General features: G+C 44.9%; 15 protein-coding genes. 5 read left to right on the top strand and 10 right to left on the bottom strand.

What is annotated here, in order from left to right:
- Nucleotides 1–160 precede the first annotated feature (160 nt).
- The 3 genes from ACVBIO_RS15245 to ACVBIO_RS15235 are packed head-to-tail and all read left to right on the top strand — an operon-like array spanning nucleotide 161 to nucleotide 3,121.
- Nucleotides 161–1,030 (top strand): PH domain-containing protein, encoded by an 870-nt coding sequence (locus tag ACVBIO_RS15245; protein WP_447172935.1) that lies wholly within the window; start codon nucleotides 161–163, stop codon nucleotides 1,028–1,030.
- Nucleotides 1,020–2,540: a PH domain-containing protein gene (locus ACVBIO_RS15240; RefSeq protein ID WP_447172934.1), complete on the top strand. Its 1,521-nt coding sequence runs from the start codon at nucleotides 1,020–1,022 to the stop codon at nucleotides 2,538–2,540. Before ACVBIO_RS15245 ends, ACVBIO_RS15240 begins: the two co-directional genes overlap by 11 nt.
- Nucleotides 2,541–2,542: 2 nt before the next feature.
- Nucleotides 2,543–3,121 (top strand): DUF924 family protein, encoded by a 579-nt coding sequence (locus ACVBIO_RS15235; protein ID WP_447159525.1) that lies wholly within the window; start codon nucleotides 2,543–2,545, stop codon nucleotides 3,119–3,121.
- 201 nt (nucleotides 3,122–3,322) lie between these two features.
- Here ACVBIO_RS15235 and ACVBIO_RS15230 read toward each other — a convergent pair whose 3' ends face one another.
- From ACVBIO_RS15230 to ACVBIO_RS15220, 3 genes are all read right to left on the bottom strand, one after another.
- Entirely contained in the window at nucleotides 3,323–3,766 is a 444-nt protein-coding gene (locus ACVBIO_RS15230) for a universal stress protein (RefSeq protein WP_447159524.1), read from the bottom strand.
- A 187-nt stretch (nucleotides 3,767–3,953) separates the two neighbouring features.
- The gene (locus tag ACVBIO_RS15225) at nucleotides 3,954–4,385 is read right to left on the bottom strand and encodes a universal stress protein (protein ID WP_447159523.1); all 432 of its coding nucleotides are present in this window, start codon (nucleotides 4,383–4,385) and stop codon (nucleotides 3,954–3,956) included.
- Nucleotides 4,386–4,512: 127 nt separating this feature from the next.
- The gene (locus ACVBIO_RS15220) at nucleotides 4,513–4,893 is read right to left on the bottom strand and encodes an STAS/SEC14 domain-containing protein (RefSeq protein ID WP_447159522.1); all 381 of its coding nucleotides are present in this window, start codon (nucleotides 4,891–4,893) and stop codon (nucleotides 4,513–4,515) included.
- 181 nt (nucleotides 4,894–5,074) lie between these two features.
- Between ACVBIO_RS15220 and ACVBIO_RS15215 the strand changes: the two genes are divergently transcribed.
- Together ACVBIO_RS15215 and ACVBIO_RS15210 are read left to right on the top strand one after the other, a co-directional pair.
- Nucleotides 5,075–6,502, top strand: coding sequence for a coniferyl aldehyde dehydrogenase (locus ACVBIO_RS15215; RefSeq protein ID WP_447172933.1), 1,428 nt, complete (start codon nucleotides 5,075–5,077; stop codon nucleotides 6,500–6,502).
- Nucleotides 6,503–6,599: 97 nt separating this feature from the next.
- The gene (locus ACVBIO_RS15210) at nucleotides 6,600–7,172 is read left to right on the top strand and encodes a TetR family transcriptional regulator (protein WP_447162929.1); all 573 of its coding nucleotides are present in this window, start codon (nucleotides 6,600–6,602) and stop codon (nucleotides 7,170–7,172) included.
- Between the two features lie 58 nt (nucleotides 7,173–7,230).
- Here ACVBIO_RS15210 and ACVBIO_RS15205 read toward each other — a convergent pair whose 3' ends face one another.
- From ACVBIO_RS15205 to ACVBIO_RS15175, 7 genes are all read right to left on the bottom strand, one after another.
- Nucleotides 7,231–8,580 (bottom strand): sensor histidine kinase, encoded by a 1,350-nt coding sequence (locus ACVBIO_RS15205; protein WP_447172932.1) that lies wholly within the window; start codon nucleotides 8,578–8,580, stop codon nucleotides 7,231–7,233.
- A 56-nt stretch (nucleotides 8,581–8,636) separates the two neighbouring features.
- Complete coding sequence (locus tag ACVBIO_RS15200; RefSeq protein ID WP_447159518.1) at nucleotides 8,637–10,106, bottom strand: sigma-54-dependent transcriptional regulator; 1,470 nt, start codon at nucleotides 10,104–10,106, stop codon at nucleotides 8,637–8,639.
- Nucleotides 10,107–10,232: 126 nt separating this feature from the next.
- Entirely contained in the window at nucleotides 10,233–11,444 is a 1,212-nt protein-coding gene (locus ACVBIO_RS15195) for an ABC transporter permease (RefSeq protein WP_447172931.1), read from the bottom strand.
- A 26-nt stretch (nucleotides 11,445–11,470) separates the two neighbouring features.
- Nucleotides 11,471–12,772 carry an ABC transporter permease gene (locus tag ACVBIO_RS15190; RefSeq protein WP_447172930.1) on the bottom strand — a complete coding sequence of 434 codons (1,302 nt, stop codon included), beginning with the start codon at nucleotides 12,770–12,772 and terminating at the stop codon, nucleotides 11,471–11,473.
- Nucleotides 12,773–12,793: 21 nt separating this feature from the next.
- Nucleotides 12,794–13,525, bottom strand: coding sequence for an ABC transporter ATP-binding protein (locus tag ACVBIO_RS15185; protein ID WP_447159515.1), 732 nt, complete (start codon nucleotides 13,523–13,525; stop codon nucleotides 12,794–12,796).
- A gap of 78 nt (nucleotides 13,526–13,603) precedes the next feature.
- The gene (locus tag ACVBIO_RS15180; protein WP_447172929.1) at nucleotides 13,604–13,882 is read right to left on the bottom strand and encodes a hypothetical protein; all 279 of its coding nucleotides are present in this window, start codon (nucleotides 13,880–13,882) and stop codon (nucleotides 13,604–13,606) included.
- A 19-nt stretch (nucleotides 13,883–13,901) separates the two neighbouring features.
- Entirely contained in the window at nucleotides 13,902–15,164 is a 1,263-nt protein-coding gene (locus tag ACVBIO_RS15175) for an efflux RND transporter periplasmic adaptor subunit (protein WP_447167676.1), read from the bottom strand.
- Nucleotides 15,165–15,579: the final 415 nt, after the last annotated feature.

Genomic DNA, 15,579 nt, shown 5'->3' with positions numbered 1-15,579 from the left:
CCGATAAAGTACGTCATTGACAATAAATAACAAGTCGCAAACAGCTCGAACTGGCAAGTAAATCACAATATGTTGCTAAATATGTCTCGCTGTAGCAACAACCTCTGCCATGCTGATATAGTCGATGAAAGGTAAAAAGCGATAACGTTAACGGTGACACATGAATAGTGACACGGACAGTAAACTAGGGCATGAAGTGACTCCTGAACAAAAAGCAGCAATAAAACATCAATCTCACCCCTCAAACCTTGCAGACATGAAGCAGGCGAGTATTGCGCTGGAAGATATTGATAATCCTAGCTCAGTGCCTATAGCTGCAAAAGCGCCCACGTCAGAGCCTATCATTACAATCAATCGTAATAGCCATACCCCGATACCAGAAAGTGACTGGCTAAGCTTCGATCAAGTACCACTCGACCCCGTCGATGCCAAGCACTACACCCAAGTGAATATCGAAAGCCTGATATTTAGCTGCTTATTACTGGTTGCCGCATCATTGATAATTATTATTCCCGGTGATTTCTACCTCACAAAAATCCTTGGAGTTAGCACCACAGCATTATTAATCATTAGCCTAGGGAGCTATCTACGCTATCAACATGCCAAGTCCCTTGCTTATGCTGTTTGTGACCACGAACTGATTATGCAGCAAGGCTTTTGGTGGGTTAAACGCACCTCGCTACCCTATTCTAGATTGCAGCACGTTAGCGTGTCTCACGGGCCGCTTGAGCGCCACTTTAACCTCGCCACAATTAAATGTTTCAGTGCTGGTAGCGGCTCAGCAGAAATAGAACTGCCAGGCATAGAGCAGCAAACCGCTGAACGTCTGCGCCAACATTTGTTAGCCCAGGCCGCTAAAGCGAACCCAAAGGCCGCAGCAGAGACTAAATTACAGCAACCTGAGCCAGACCAAGCACAAGCAAGCCAAACGAAAAGTTCACTATTGGCCGCTGATACAACAAGTGCGGCTAAAGAAGAGTCATACGAGAAGAACATGGCAGCTCAGCAAGGCCATAGCGATGACACATAAATTCTCTCAATGGTCGTCGCTTTCAGCCTGGTCAATCATCAGCTTTACCTTGCTCGCCATAAAGCAATTACTCAGCAGTGGTTATGCCATCATCCCTGTCGTTTATACCGGGTGGCAAAAAGGCTTTAGCAGCCATTGGGTTATCATTGCCATTGCAGGGATTATTAGTGCCATCTTTATTTTTAGTGTGCTGCAATGGCTCAAGTTTCGCTTTAAAGTGACTGTCGACAAGCTCATCATCAGGCATGGCATTGTCTTTAAAAAAGCGGACGAGCTACCATTTGCTAAAATCCAAAATGTACGCTTAGAGCAGCCGTTATATTTTCGCCCTGTAGGGCTCTACCGCATTATTGTTGAAACCGCAGGCTCTAAAAATAATGAAGCGGAGCTGTCAGCCCTTGATTATAAAGATGCCCTCGCCCTTAAAAAACAGTTAATGGCTGAGCATGATGCCCATGGACCTCAAAGCGAAATCGCTCAGGTTAACGACCCATCACAAAGCCAACACAAATCTAAACAGGTTAATACGCTTAGCCGTAAAAGCTTAAAACAGCTACTGCTATTTGGGTTTTATCAAAATAATGCTATTTGGTTAGCGGTCATTTTAGGCCCTATTTTTGGCCAACTTGACTGGGAGTCAATGGAAAACCTACAGCAAGTTCAGCTGTTTTTAGCTTGGTATGACAGCAATATTGCCAGCCATACTTTGCTACAAATCTTGTTTGCTTGTCTCGCTTTAGTTCTGTTTTACCTGCTATTTTCGATCCTATCGATTACTTCAGCTGTGCTGAAATACTTTCCTTACAAACTCAGCCGTAGCGGCAATACTTTGCACCGTACTGGTGGTATTATTGCTAAACAAAATGATGCTCTGGCAATTAAGCGCATCCAGGTCATTAAATTCTACCAACCGCTAGTCGGCAGGCTCCTTAAGTTATGGACAGTGTATTTTAAACAAGTCCAGGGACATGAAATTGAAAAGCAAGGCAGCAGCAATATGCTTGTCCCTAGTATGTCAGTTAAAAATATTGCTAATTTATTACCACAGCTTAACGGCATCGAAGCCACCTCGCTGCAGCTACCTAATCGCTATCAAGGGATCCACTTAGGTTGGTTTTGGCGTCGAGGTTTATTACCATTATTAGTCCCCGCTATTAACACTTACTTTTTAGGCTTAAACCTCTTTACCGATATTTTATGGCTTGCAGCTGGATTATTCAGCCTTGGTATTTATCTTAAGTACCGTCAGTATGGTTATCTACTTAAAGATAATAACCTTTGGTTTCACTCAGGTTTACTCGGCCATAGTTGGCAACTCATTGCACTTAGCAAAGTGCAGCATGTTGCAATTTCTCAATCGCCAAATCAAAAACGCAGTGGTTTAGCAAACCTTGAAATTGGCCTTGCGAGTGGTACAGTAAAACTGCCTTATATTTCAATCACAGTGGCGCGAGACATTGCAGAGCGATCACTTGCGCTGATTAATAACGATCATCGAAATTGGATATAGCCATGAACACACCTGTACCAGCAAAGATACCAGCTCATTCCATGACACCTGACATGATTATTCATTTCTGGTTTGAAGAGATTGAACCTAAGCAGTGGTGGATAAAAGACCTAGAGTTTGATGCCTTAATTGAGCAGCGATATGCAGACTTATTAGCCGCTGCCATGCAAGGAGAGCTATATCATTGGCGCACCACACCTGAGGGACGATTGGCTGAAATCATCGTCTTAGATCAGTTCTCTCGCAACATCTACCGCGGCACCCCACAGTCTTTTGCAGCCGATCCTATTGCGCTGGTGCTTGCTCAAGAAGCGGTAGCACTTAAAATCGACTCCGAACTTAAGGGCAAACAGGTGCCTTTTTTGTTTATGCCCTATATGCACAGCGAATCATCAGTCATACATGAGGTTGCCTTAAGGTTGTTTGGCCGAGAAGCCGCTCAGGGCAATTTAGATTTCGAAATTAAACATAAAGCAATTATCGACCAATTTGGTCGCTACCCGCACAGAAACGCAATTTTAAAGCGTGAATCCACCGCTGAGGAAATCGCCTTTTTACAGCAGCCAGGTTCAAGCTTTTAGCTCTGCATGTTTATGCAGCCCGCTAGACGCCAGCGTAAACTTAGGCTTAGTTATAGGCTTAGTCATAGCCTTAAGCTTAGCTGCACAATAAAGCCGCCTCAGGTCATTACCCGAGGCGGCTTTATTTGCCAATAGGCTTCGATCGTCAGATCTGAGCCCAAATAGTCAGTGTGAGGCTAAATGAAGCTTGTTAAGTTAAGCTTACTTCACCACCAGCACTGGGCACTTAGCTTTGTTGGCTAACCCTTCTGCGATATTAGGGCTTAATAAGTGCGAAATTCCCTTACGGCCATGGCTGGCGATAACGATCATACCCACCTCGCCCACTTCAGCCTCCTCAAGCAGCTCCTCTAAGGTATCACCTTTACGCATTACGGTTTTCACGGTTAGACCATGGTTTAATTCCGCTTGGATCTGCAGCTGTAACTTCTCAAGATTTTCACGTGCTGCAACCTCTATCTGCTTTTCTAACTTCTCTGCTGATTCAACTGCAATGCCGTAATAATGTTCACTAAAAGGCTCACTCATTACATGTACCAGTCGTAAACTCACACCATATAGGTTTGCCATCTCAATCGCATAACGTTGTGCATGAGATGCCGTTAGGGAAAAATCCGTCGGACATAAAATTTGTCGGGTACGCATAACCTCTCCTCAATCAAACCTTAACGAGCTTGATTGCTTTAATCATCAAAGGCTCACTGCATTAGAGCAACAGTGAACAATTTACAGAAAGCGACTTTCTGTTAGCTTCAAACAACTAGCATGCGCTAACAACCTATGTTTCTAACAACTTATGCTTCTAACGGTTAGCGCGATATCTTATCGCATGCTATTTCACTACCAATACCGGGCACAGAGCACGGTTAGCCACAGCTTCTGAAACGTTAGAATGTAAAAAATGCGACAGTCCGGTGCGGCCATGACTGGCAATGACTATCATTCCAGATTCCGAGCCCTCGGCCTCTTTAAGGATCTGCTCAGCGGCGCTACCGTGACGAATAACCGACTCAACTGAAAGCTCACTATTGAGCTCGGTTAATAACTGTTTCATATTCTCAGCAGCGTTGTCTTCCATACTCTGTGCGAGCTCTTCAGGCGTGACGGTAAGAATTTGATAATTATCAACCCCCATTGGCTGCTCAATGACATGCACGATACGTAGACCCACATGATATAGATTCGCCATTTCTATCGCATACTTTAGTGCATGAGAAGCAGTGTCTGAAAAATCCGTTGGACATAAGATTTGACGACTACGCATAATTATTTCCTCCAAACATTATTCGCTTGCTATCGCCATGATAAATACTGCTTTATGGCAAAGACTTAATACTATTATTTTATGTAATCACGAAAACGTAACGTAACACTATTTCCTCACATTAAGGTTAGTCATTAAGCCACTCACGCGCCTCTTTTTTACGCTCAAAGAACTTAGCATCGCCAGGAGTAAACCAATCCGCAATTTTTGCCATCCAATGCTGGACGCGCCCCTCACCGACAATCGCTATCTTCTTAAACGCTTTGCCATGAGCAATGCCGACCTTTAGATCATCCCATGCGGCGCGTAACTCCCAACCATCCAGTTCAGAGATATCTGCTAGCAGATTGATTTCTGGGGCTTCAACACCTGCAATCGCAGATTCAAGCATAGGAACCATGTATTCATAATCTTCATGGGTTAGCTTACCAACAGCAACAAACGTCATGTAAAACGTGTTACCACTGCGTTCAATTCCAACTGATACACCATGTCTATCTTGACTCATTTGATGATCCTTTTTTATGAATAATGTTTGCTTTTACTTACCTCAATTCTAGAACTCTCACGATGATTAAATTTGATCTCGGTCACGATTTAAACTGATGTTTGCTCTTTAAACAAAACTTCATTATCATTAGACCGACTAATCAGTCGGTTACTTTAAAGCCACCTCTGGAGCTCAGCTAATGAATTTGCATATCGATAATAAGACTGCTCAACCACTCTCACAGATGCTAATCAAACAGCGCAGCTGCTATGTAAATCAACCCGCACCAAGCTATGACGCCAGAGTTGAACATCTCAAAAGCCTTAAAGCCGCCATACTTAACTATCAAGACCAACTCGTAGAAGCCCTAAACCGCGACTACGGCAACCGCTCAATAGATGACAGCATGATCTCTGACATCATGCCTTGTATTAACAACATTAATTACAGCCTAAAACATCTTAATAAGTGGATGAAGCCTAGCTCTCGTCACGCGGGTTTATTATTAGCGCCAGCTAAAATCAAAGTTCATTACCAGCCATTAGGGGTCGTTGGTATTATCGTGCCATGGAACTTCCCCATCATGCTCTCTGTAGGGCCGCTGATAACTGCGCTGGCAGCGGGTAACCGCGCGATGATTAAATTGTCTGAGTTTACCCCTGAAACCAACCAAGTCATTAAGACTATGCTCAGCAGTATCTTTGATGACACTCACGTGGTGTGTGTTGAAGGGGAAGCCGAGGTCGCGGCAGAATTTTCAGCACTACCCTTCGACCACATACTGTTTACCGGCTCAACCACTGTTGGTCGCCATGTGATGCGCGCCGCAGCTGACAACCTCACCCCGGTGACCCTTGAACTGGGTGGTAAGTCTCCGGTTATTGTTGCTGATGATATCGACATGGATATCGCCGTTGAACGTATGATCTATGGCAAATGTTTGAATGCTGGGCAAATTTGTGTCGCTCCAGATTATGTTCTAGTGCCACGTAACAAGGTGGATAGTTTTATCCAAGCTTATAAGAATAAGTTCACTCGCATGTACGGCAAAGTCAGCGACAATAAAGATTATGGCAGTGTGATCAATCAACGCCAATTCGAGCGTATTATGCATGTACTCGAAGATGCTAAAGCCAAAGGCGCTACGATTATTAGCGCGAACGATGAAGCCATTAATACTGATAAGCGTAAGGTGCCAACTCAACTTATCCAAAACAGTTCAGATGATATGTTGTTGCTACAAGAAGAGATTTTTGGCCCACTATTACCCGTGATCCCATACGACAACCTAGAAGAGGCTATCGCTTATATCAATCAGCGCCCTCGCCCACTGGCCTTGTACCTGATGAGCTTTAATAAAGACACCCAGCAACGGGTTCTGGCAAACACTCACTCTGGTGGCGTCTGTATTAACGAAACCGTTTTTCACGTAGCAGCTGATGATGCACCTTTTGGTGGTATCGGCCCATCGGGTATGGGGCATTATCACGGTAAAGAAGGCTTCTTAACCCTAAGCCATGCAAAAACAGTACTTAGCCGCGGAAAATACCTCAATACAGGTAAACTGGTGCATCCGCCTTACGGTGGCATTATTCAACGCATCCTGATGAAATTTTTCTTACGTTAAGCTTTTATTTTATAGACTTACGTTTATTAAGCATAAAGCTTACAAGCTTTAACCTTGTAAGCTTTGCTCTTCACTGTTGCAGTAGGTAACCCATTTAATGAGTCGTATCGACAAGAAACAAGCCATATTGAACACAGCGCTGACGCTGTTTGTCAGCCAAGGGGTTTATGCAACGTCGACCGCTTCCATAGCCAAGCAAGCCGGCGTTGCCACTGGCACCCTATTTCATCATTTTGCTTCAAAAGAGGAGCTAATGAATCACCTGTTCCTGTCTATCAAGCAGGAGTTTGCCGATGCTATTCAGTCACAAATAAGTCAAACGGGTGATTTGAAATCCGATACTCAGCACCTGTGGCAAGTTGCCATAAATTGGGCGATGAACAACCCATTAAAACAAGAGTTTTTCCAGCAATACTCTATGTCTCCGTCGATTTCATCAGAGGTTAGACTGCAGGCCATGCACAGTATTTTGGGCTTTATGGGTGAGCTCATTGAGCAGGGGCAAAAAATAGGTGTGCTAGCACATTATCCACTACCCTTGATGTTAGAGAGTTGCCATGGCCAATATATTGCTGCCACGCGCTACTTTCTAGATAATCCACAAGCATGGCAAGACGGGCCACATAAGCAGGCAAGCTTTGCAATGTTTTGGAATGCGATGAAAGCCTAAGGGCTGTTATTCTTGCAAGCTTAATTCTTGTTCGAATTTAATCGTTTTAGTGCAAGGCTTAAGCGTTAGGTAGCCACAAGCTCACACATAAGCCTTTATCGTCACGATTATGTAGGCTTATTCGTCCATCATGGGCTTCAATAATTTCTCTACATAATGGCAGCCCTAACCCCGTGCCAGACTGCTTGGTTGAGTAAAAAGGCAGCAATGCTTGCCTTAATACATCAGCCGACATCCCCGAGCCAGCATCCTTAACTTCGATGCATAACTCTTGATTGGGATCGGATGCGCTCGACTCTTTGATCTCTAGGATAATCTTATCAATATCAGAACCCGACTCATGGGCATTTTTAAGCAGGTTTAGTAGTACCTGCTCCATCTGGATCAGGTCAACATTAACGGGTCTTTTAGGAAATTCACCGTGTAACTCAAACTGGTAATGCTGCTTAAGTTGCTCAGTTAAAGTGTGCCAATCGACGCATGTTTTGTTCGGTAATGATAATTTAGCAAATCGAGCGTAGTTAAATATAAACTGGCTCAGGTGGCTGGTTCTATCTTCAATGGTATCGAAGATCAGCTTTAACTTAGGGTCGTTGAGATCTTTGGTGATCATACGGCCAGAGTTGACCATAGAAGCAATGGGAGCAACCGAATTATTCAACTCATGACTGATAATACGGATCACTTTTTTCCATACAGCCACTTCTTGGCGATTAAGCTCTCGGGTCATCTGCTTTAATAGTATTAAGTGATGAAACTGACCGTTAAGCAAAAACTGTCCACGAGATAGGTGCCATGTCTCAACATCACTATTTTCAGTGTCACTACTCAGTGAAAACAACCCATCTTTCGGATTGTTTAGCGCGCTAACGAGTTCCTGAGAGGCCCCTTGTAACAAACTCTCTAAGCTCATCCCTTCGATATGTAAACCATTATGAAACAAGTGCCTTGCCGCATCATTTGCGTAAATAATCCGCTGTTGGTCATCGAGCAGTAACATCACATTAGGCGAGCTTTGTATGACCTTATCGAGTAGCAGTTCACGTTGATAGATATACTGCCGCTCTTTACGCAATGTCTGAGCAGACTCATTAAACAGGCTTGATAATGCCTTTAATTGACGATCACCACTCACCGGAATGCTCACGCTGAAGTCGTTATCTTTAAAGTTAAGTAAGCCAACTTCAAGTGCCATTAAGCTTGTTGCCAGACTACGAGTACCGATATAACTTATCGCCACCGTCAACAATATCGCTAAAGTAAATAACAACATATACAGCCAAGAGTCTGCCGCAATCGCCTGCTGTACCTCAGTTGATGCAAACCATAGTAAGCCAGTAAATGCCAACAACAGCCCCGCAGCGCACGCTAATACGGCACTGCCTATCAGCTTCCCCCTTAATGACACTGTGATAAATTAACTCCTAATTGTTGTTCATGATGTTCGCTGGTTATTTGCCGGCGCTATTTATCAATCTGGTATTTTTGCATACGTCGGTACAAGGCTTGACGGCTTAACCCTAAAGACTTAGCCACCCTTGCAATAACGCCATTGTGTTGCTCAAGTGCAGCCTCGATACCAGCTTTCTCATCTATAACTTGTGTTGTTGCAGATGCGCTGGTATTAGCTTGTTCGGTTATCTGGCTGTAATGATGGATCTGGCTTTGGCTATCGCTTTGACTGCTAGTGCTCATGTTAGCCTTACTGTGGCTGTGGCTTAGCGATTGTGCGTCACAATCAATTGGTTTAGTCTGTCCTAATGCACTCTCTACACCAAAATCTGCTACAGACAATTGAGCACATTTAGCTAAGATTACGGCTCGCTTACAGGCATTTTCAAGTTCACGTACATTTCCCGGCCAATGATGAGCCTGCAACACTTGCTGTGTTTGTCGCGACAAGCTGAAATCGGCACCAACAAAATGTTTAACCAATGGCAGCACATCATCTTTTCGGTCATTAAGTGCAGGCAGCGCTAACTCAATCACATTGAGGCGATAGAACAGATCTTCTCGAAAGCGCCCCGCTTGAATATCCTCAACCAAATCAGCATTAGTCGCACTTATCACCCGCACATTCACTTTACGGGTCTGATGGCTGCCTAGGCGCTCAAACTCACCGGTTTGCAGCACCCGCAGTAATTTAACTTGGCCAGAAAGTGGCAAGTTACCTATTTCATCTAAAAACAAGGTGCCACCGTCTGCCGCTTCAAAGCGACCAATCCTTGCTTTTATTGCCCCAGTAAACGCCCCCGCCTCAGCGCCAAACAGCTCGGCTTCAAGTAGATCCATTGGCAGCGCACCAATATTGACCTTAATAAACGGCTTATGCTTTAAAGGAGAATTAGCATGAATAATATCGGCAAGCTTGTCTTTACCTGCGCCATTAGGGCCGGTGATTAATACTGACACATCGGATTTAGCTATCTGTAGTGCCAAATCAACACAACGCTGCATCGCACCACTATTAAAAATAATGCCGCATAAATCGGCATCTTTAATCGCGACCATACGTTGATTTTCAACACGGCTTAGCTGCGCATTTTCTTTAGACAATCGATGCAATGAAATAAGGTTATTAATACTGGTTAATAGCTTCGCATCATCCCAAGGTTTACCCATGTAATCAGCCGAGCCTTCTTTGACTAGCTCGACAGCGAGTTCAAGTTGGGTCCAAGCGGTCAGTAATATAATGGGAAGCTCAGGCTGCAGTTGCCTAAAAGCATAAAATAGACTCTTGCCCTCCTCACCAGAGGTCGTGTCTTGAGTGAAGTTCATGTCTTGCACAACTAGCACGACATCGTGCAACTGCACTAATTCAAGTGCGACTTCAGGTGATAAGCAGGTCAGCGTTCGATAACCGTTAAGCTCTAACATTAAAGACAGCGCATTACACACGGCTTGGTTATCGTCGACAATTAGGATGGTATCCATAAACTCTTTATTATTTATTCTTTTAGAGGGCTAGCTATAAAACTAACTGAAAGCCAAACATAGTTAAAGCAAAGCTCACATTTGGCTAACAATTAGTTAGCCTTTCTTGGTGTTAGCAGTAGTGGATTACACGCTTCGCGTCGCAATCGCAGGGGAAATCTTTGCGGCTTTTTGAGCCGGTAAAATCACTGCTATCGTGGTCAACACAAGCAGACCCGCCACTGTCACTATCGGATAAATAAGCTCTAGCTTAGGTAAACTATAAAGGCTCATTAACTGCTGACCGAGCTGCACCGCAATTAAGCCGCCAATCAGTCCCCCCGCGAGACACAATAAATAGTTTTCCACTAAAAAGAAGCTGATAATATCGCGTTTTTTAGCCCCTAATGCTCGTCTTGTACCAATCTGCTTAGTACGGCGCTCAATATTAAACATCACCATGCCAGCGAGTCCTAAAGAGGTGATAAGCAGCAGTAATACCACCATCATCGACAGTACCGTGGCCATCAATTCATGGTTGCGATACACCTTCTCTCGGTGCTCACTAATTAACGTAAACCCTCGCACCACTCGATTAGGATGCTCTTTATGTAATGCGGCCGGGATCGTTTCTTTGAGTCTGACTAACGTGCCCTCTTCGGCTCTAACCAGAAACTTAGTAAACGATGAAGCGAGCTCCACATTAACAATCACACTGTTATTAAAGTTTGAGTGGTTTACCCAGGCTCCTTGCAGACGCTCAACAACACCAATCACCGTCATCGGGCTTTCCCCTACATTCCCGCGGAACATCACCTGCCCAAGTGCAGACTCATCTCCCCAAGATTTTTTCGCAAACTCAGCCGACACTATCGCCAAATTGCCTAGCTCAGGGCCACCACTTCTTACCTCATCAGGGTAAAAGTTACGCCCTTCGATAAGCTTAATGCCAAGGGTTTCGAGCATATGCTCATCACCATAATAGATAGCCGCACTGGGCGTGTCTTTACGGTTCTCTTCGCTGCTGCCTAGCGAAAAACTCGATGACCAGCCGCCGCCACTAAGTGGCGTCATGCTGGTAGACGTCGCTGATTTTACGCCATCTAATTGACGAATAATCTCGATATCGCGAGGGTTTTGTTTAAGCGGCTCGATACTCGAATCGAAATTATAAATACTGAAATCGAATACTTCAGACTCGGCAATCCCTGACTCACGGCTCATCAAGCCAATACGCTCACTAATAATAAAACTGGCATTGGCCACTATCGCAACCGATAACACAATCTGAATAAGCAGTAATAAAGGCCCGCTTTTATTACGTATCAACATGCTTAATATGGGTTTAATTTGCAACATCGTAAGCTCCTTTCTCACTCTGTAAATCATTGACTCTTTAAGTAGACACTTGGGTTGGTGCTGCAGATGCGCCACGCGGGATAAATCCCGGCTACAATGGTAGCGCTCACAGCAATAATCGGCGCAATAAACCACATGCTTTGATCTAGCTGAGCCAGCGATGCCTCAAGCTCAAACTTAGATGATAAGAAATGCAGTGCAGTCCAAGCCCAAAGCAGCCCTAAGGCGCCACCACAAAAACCAATTAAGCCCACTTCGACTATGTGTTGAGAGAAGATCTGCATACGACTGGCACCAATGGCACGTCTCACCCCAACTTCAGGGGCACGCTTTAAAAACTTAGCCAGTAACAGCCCAAGCATATTGACCAAACAGACAATCAAAAACAGTGCACTTAACCCCACCAAAATCTTATTATCTTCTGGAACCACCTTGTTGACGTTCAGCCAAGTTTCAACATCAGAGATCTCACCTCTGGCATCGGGGCGCTCAAAACGGCCGAGCTGCTTTTGCTGCTCAACATAGGCAGACAGCCACTGCAGATACTCTTGCTGCAATGCGGGAGTATCAAGCTCTACCCAGAACTGCAGCCAGTGCATTTCTGAATTAAGCCTATCGCTATAACTCTGGATATTTTCATGACGCCAGCTGTTGTTATTCCCCCAGCTTTCAAACTCTTCAATAGGCGCTAAAGAAAACGGCACATAGATCTGCTCAGAATCATTAAAGGCGCCATTATTAATATCGTAATACTTTGGATTTGGGTTCCAGTTTTCAATCACCCCCACCACTTGATATGGCTTACGATTGAGTAGTAAAGTTTTACCAACACTGTTTCCCCCACCGAAGGCTTTTTGATTAACCTCTTGGTTAATGACCACCTTGTAGCCACCTTCACTATCGACCTGCTTATCCCACACACCGCCATAAATAAATGGCACATCAAACAGTTCAAAGAAATCACCGTCGGTTACGCGAACCCCTTCAAGCATCGGCGAGAAATTCTCATCATCAGTCTGCACAGCAAGACCGGTGCGAAACATCGCGGCTTGGCGAACGGGTACCCCACTTTCTCTTAAGTTGAAGCCATCTTGATAGGTAATTTGCTCGTTGATCTCTTCCCAGGTATCAATATTTTGACTCATCAAGCGCACCGAAAACAGCTGTGATGAACGCTCGCCAGCCGGATTAACTGAGGCCATTTTATAGATATTCAACGTAGTGATAGTGATACCAATACCAATAGAGATGGCGAGGACCATCAACAAAGATAAAAATGCCGTCTTCTTGATACTGCGCCAAGCTAAATCAAGGTAATAAAAAAACATCATGCTCTCCTTAGCCGTTGATTAAGCAACCGATGCCGCATCGGCGATAGACTGTACTTTTTGATCAGACGAACCAGCTTGATACATAGTGAAATCGCACACTTGTCCGTCGACAATCTGAATATTACGTTGCGCTCGGCGCGCAAGCTCAGCATCGTGAGTCACCATGATAATAGTGGTACCCGCCTTATTAATATCTTCTAGCAGCTCCATCACTTGGCGGGCCATTAGGCTGTCTAAGTTACCCGTTGGCTCATCCGCTAACAGAAAGCGCGGCTCGCCTGCCAAGGCTCTAGCTATCGCCACTCGCTGCTGCTGACCACCTGAAAGTTGTGTTGGTAGGTGCTTCATTCGCGCTGCTAGCCCGACTTGTTCAAGCGCACGTTCCACACGAATTTTACGTTCTTTGGCGTTAAAACCACGGTAACGCAGTGGCACCTCAACATTCTCGGCGAGGTTTAGATCAGAGATAAGATTAAATCCCTGAAAGATAAAGCCGATTTTCTCATTACGGATAGCCGCACTCTTGTTATCACTTAAATTTGAGATATTCACCCCATCGAGAAAATAGTCACCATGGGTAAAGCCTTCGAGTAAGCCGGCAATGTTCAAAAAAGTGGTTTTTCCTGAACCCGACGGTCCCGTGACCGCAACAAATTCGCCCTCATTAACCTCTAAGTTAAAGTCTCGTAGTGCGTGAGTTTCAACTAAATCCGTTTTAAATACTTTGCTAATCTTGTTCATCGATAACATGGTTATATTCCTTTAATTCTGTTTATCCAATCTGATAATAAAATGCTGTAACGACTGCAACTCCACAGCCATGCGCTGCTAGCCGACAAAGGCCTGCAGCGTATCGAAAACAGCGGTAAGTAGTTGCTGAACGACCCCACAACCAGCAACACTAACGTCCGACATTTCCGTTAAGTTTGATTGTGCGCCGGCGCCGATTTCAATCAAATTGAGCCCGATGAACATCCAGTCACCCGCTCTATCAGTTGAAACCTGTACCGCTATTACCAATAGCATTAATACTGCCGCGGTAATGAGTTGTTGCTTATTCATGGGCTTGCCTAATTTGTTTGTCGCCTGACTAATAACCTTATTCATGACAGTTTCCTTTTCTTACCTAGCGGACTAATACCTGTGTAGCCTTGTTAAATGGCTCAATGCTTGAGGTCACCCAAACATCACCAACCTGCCCGCCCTGAATCACTTCGATATGGCTCATGCTGCGAGCCCCTAACTGGATCTCTGTTTGCTCAGCGATCTCACCACTCATTACGTAAACTTGTTGGCCTCCGCCACTGGTAACAAATGCGCCACGCTTGACCATCAATACATCAGGACGATGCTCAAGTAGCACTCTTGCTGATAAACGTTGGTTTTGACGCAGTTGTAAATTATCGTTTTGCTCAAACCGTACTCTGGCCGTCACCTCACGGTTACGCACCTCAGGTGAGATAGAAGATAGCTCGCCCAATACCGTCACAGAGCCAAAGCTCAGCTCTACTGCCATACCTATACCCAGTTCGTCGGCATAAGACTCTGGCACGGCTAATTCGGCTTCAAAGGCACTTAAATCAACCACGGTAAGAATGGGTTGGCTCTGGCTAATACGCGCTTTTTGCTCCGTCAACCAGTTACCTATAATGCCGCCAACGGGCGCAGTAATATTCAACGCTGCAACTTGGCGCTCAAGCTCTTTCACCACTAGCGCCTGACGATCAACTTCCAGTGCGGTGTTTTTCAGCTCGAACGTTAAGGTATCTTTCATCAACAACGCTTCTTGGCCTGCATGGGCAAATAGCAACTTAGCTTTATGCAGATCATCTTTACCCTTTTCAAAATCAATTCTGCTAATTAATTTAGATTCAATAAGTTGATCGCCACGGCGACTCTCTCGGTCTGCCGCCGCTAAATCTACCTTGGCCATATCCAGCGTTTGCTGCGCCCTAAGCTGTTGACGACGAGCCTCTAGGCGGGCGCGTTCCAATGAACTTATCATTCCCTCAAGCACGGCTTCTTGTTGCTTAAGGCTGTTAGTTAACTTGTGACTCTCGATACTGGCGACCACTTCACCTTGCTCAACGCTATCACCAGGCTTTGCAATTAAGGTGACTGAGCCTTGTTCAGGGCTATAAAGAATGGGGGCATTCGCGGCAACAATCTTGCCCGTGGTGGGGATATCACGAATAAGAGTGCCGCGCTCTAATGTGGCAAAGCGCAGTTCAGAACGTTTAATAGAGGTGGCAATGGAGGCGCTATCCATGCTCGACCAAACGAGACCAGAAACAAGCAATGCCGCGATACCAAACATCAACGGACGTTTGAACTTACCCGCCTTACTTGGCTGCTTTATGGTGTCTTGTCCGCTGGTATCCTGAATCATCTGCTTTCCCTAAAGTGTCCGTTCTAAGCCATTATCGCTTTCGATAGGTTTATTAATACAATCAGCGTGCCAAAAACAACAAACCAATTATAAACAGTGACTTAACACATTGAAGAACGAGGATGACCACAAAAGTGTCCGCGGACACTGTTGGAAAGTGTCCGATTTATATAAGGAATGTCCGATATGAGGAAAGTGTCCGGAATGGGTAAAGCAGAGACGGTATAAGTAAAGATGAAGCAAGCTAAGACGGTAAAGAGTAGGAAAGAGCTGAGAAGGTTAACAGCCGAATTGAGCAAGGACGATCGGTCGTAGATGTAATAGCTCTGACCTCGAACAGAGACTGTAACTAACTTTGTGTAACTGCTTATCAAACTGTACTCTAAAAAGAGTCAAGGATAGGCGTATAATCATG

This window comes from Shewanella sp. 0m-8, assembly GCF_052977265.1.
The sequence above is the reverse complement of the archived record's forward strand: the minus strand, read 5'-3'. Positions and strand labels throughout refer to the sequence as shown.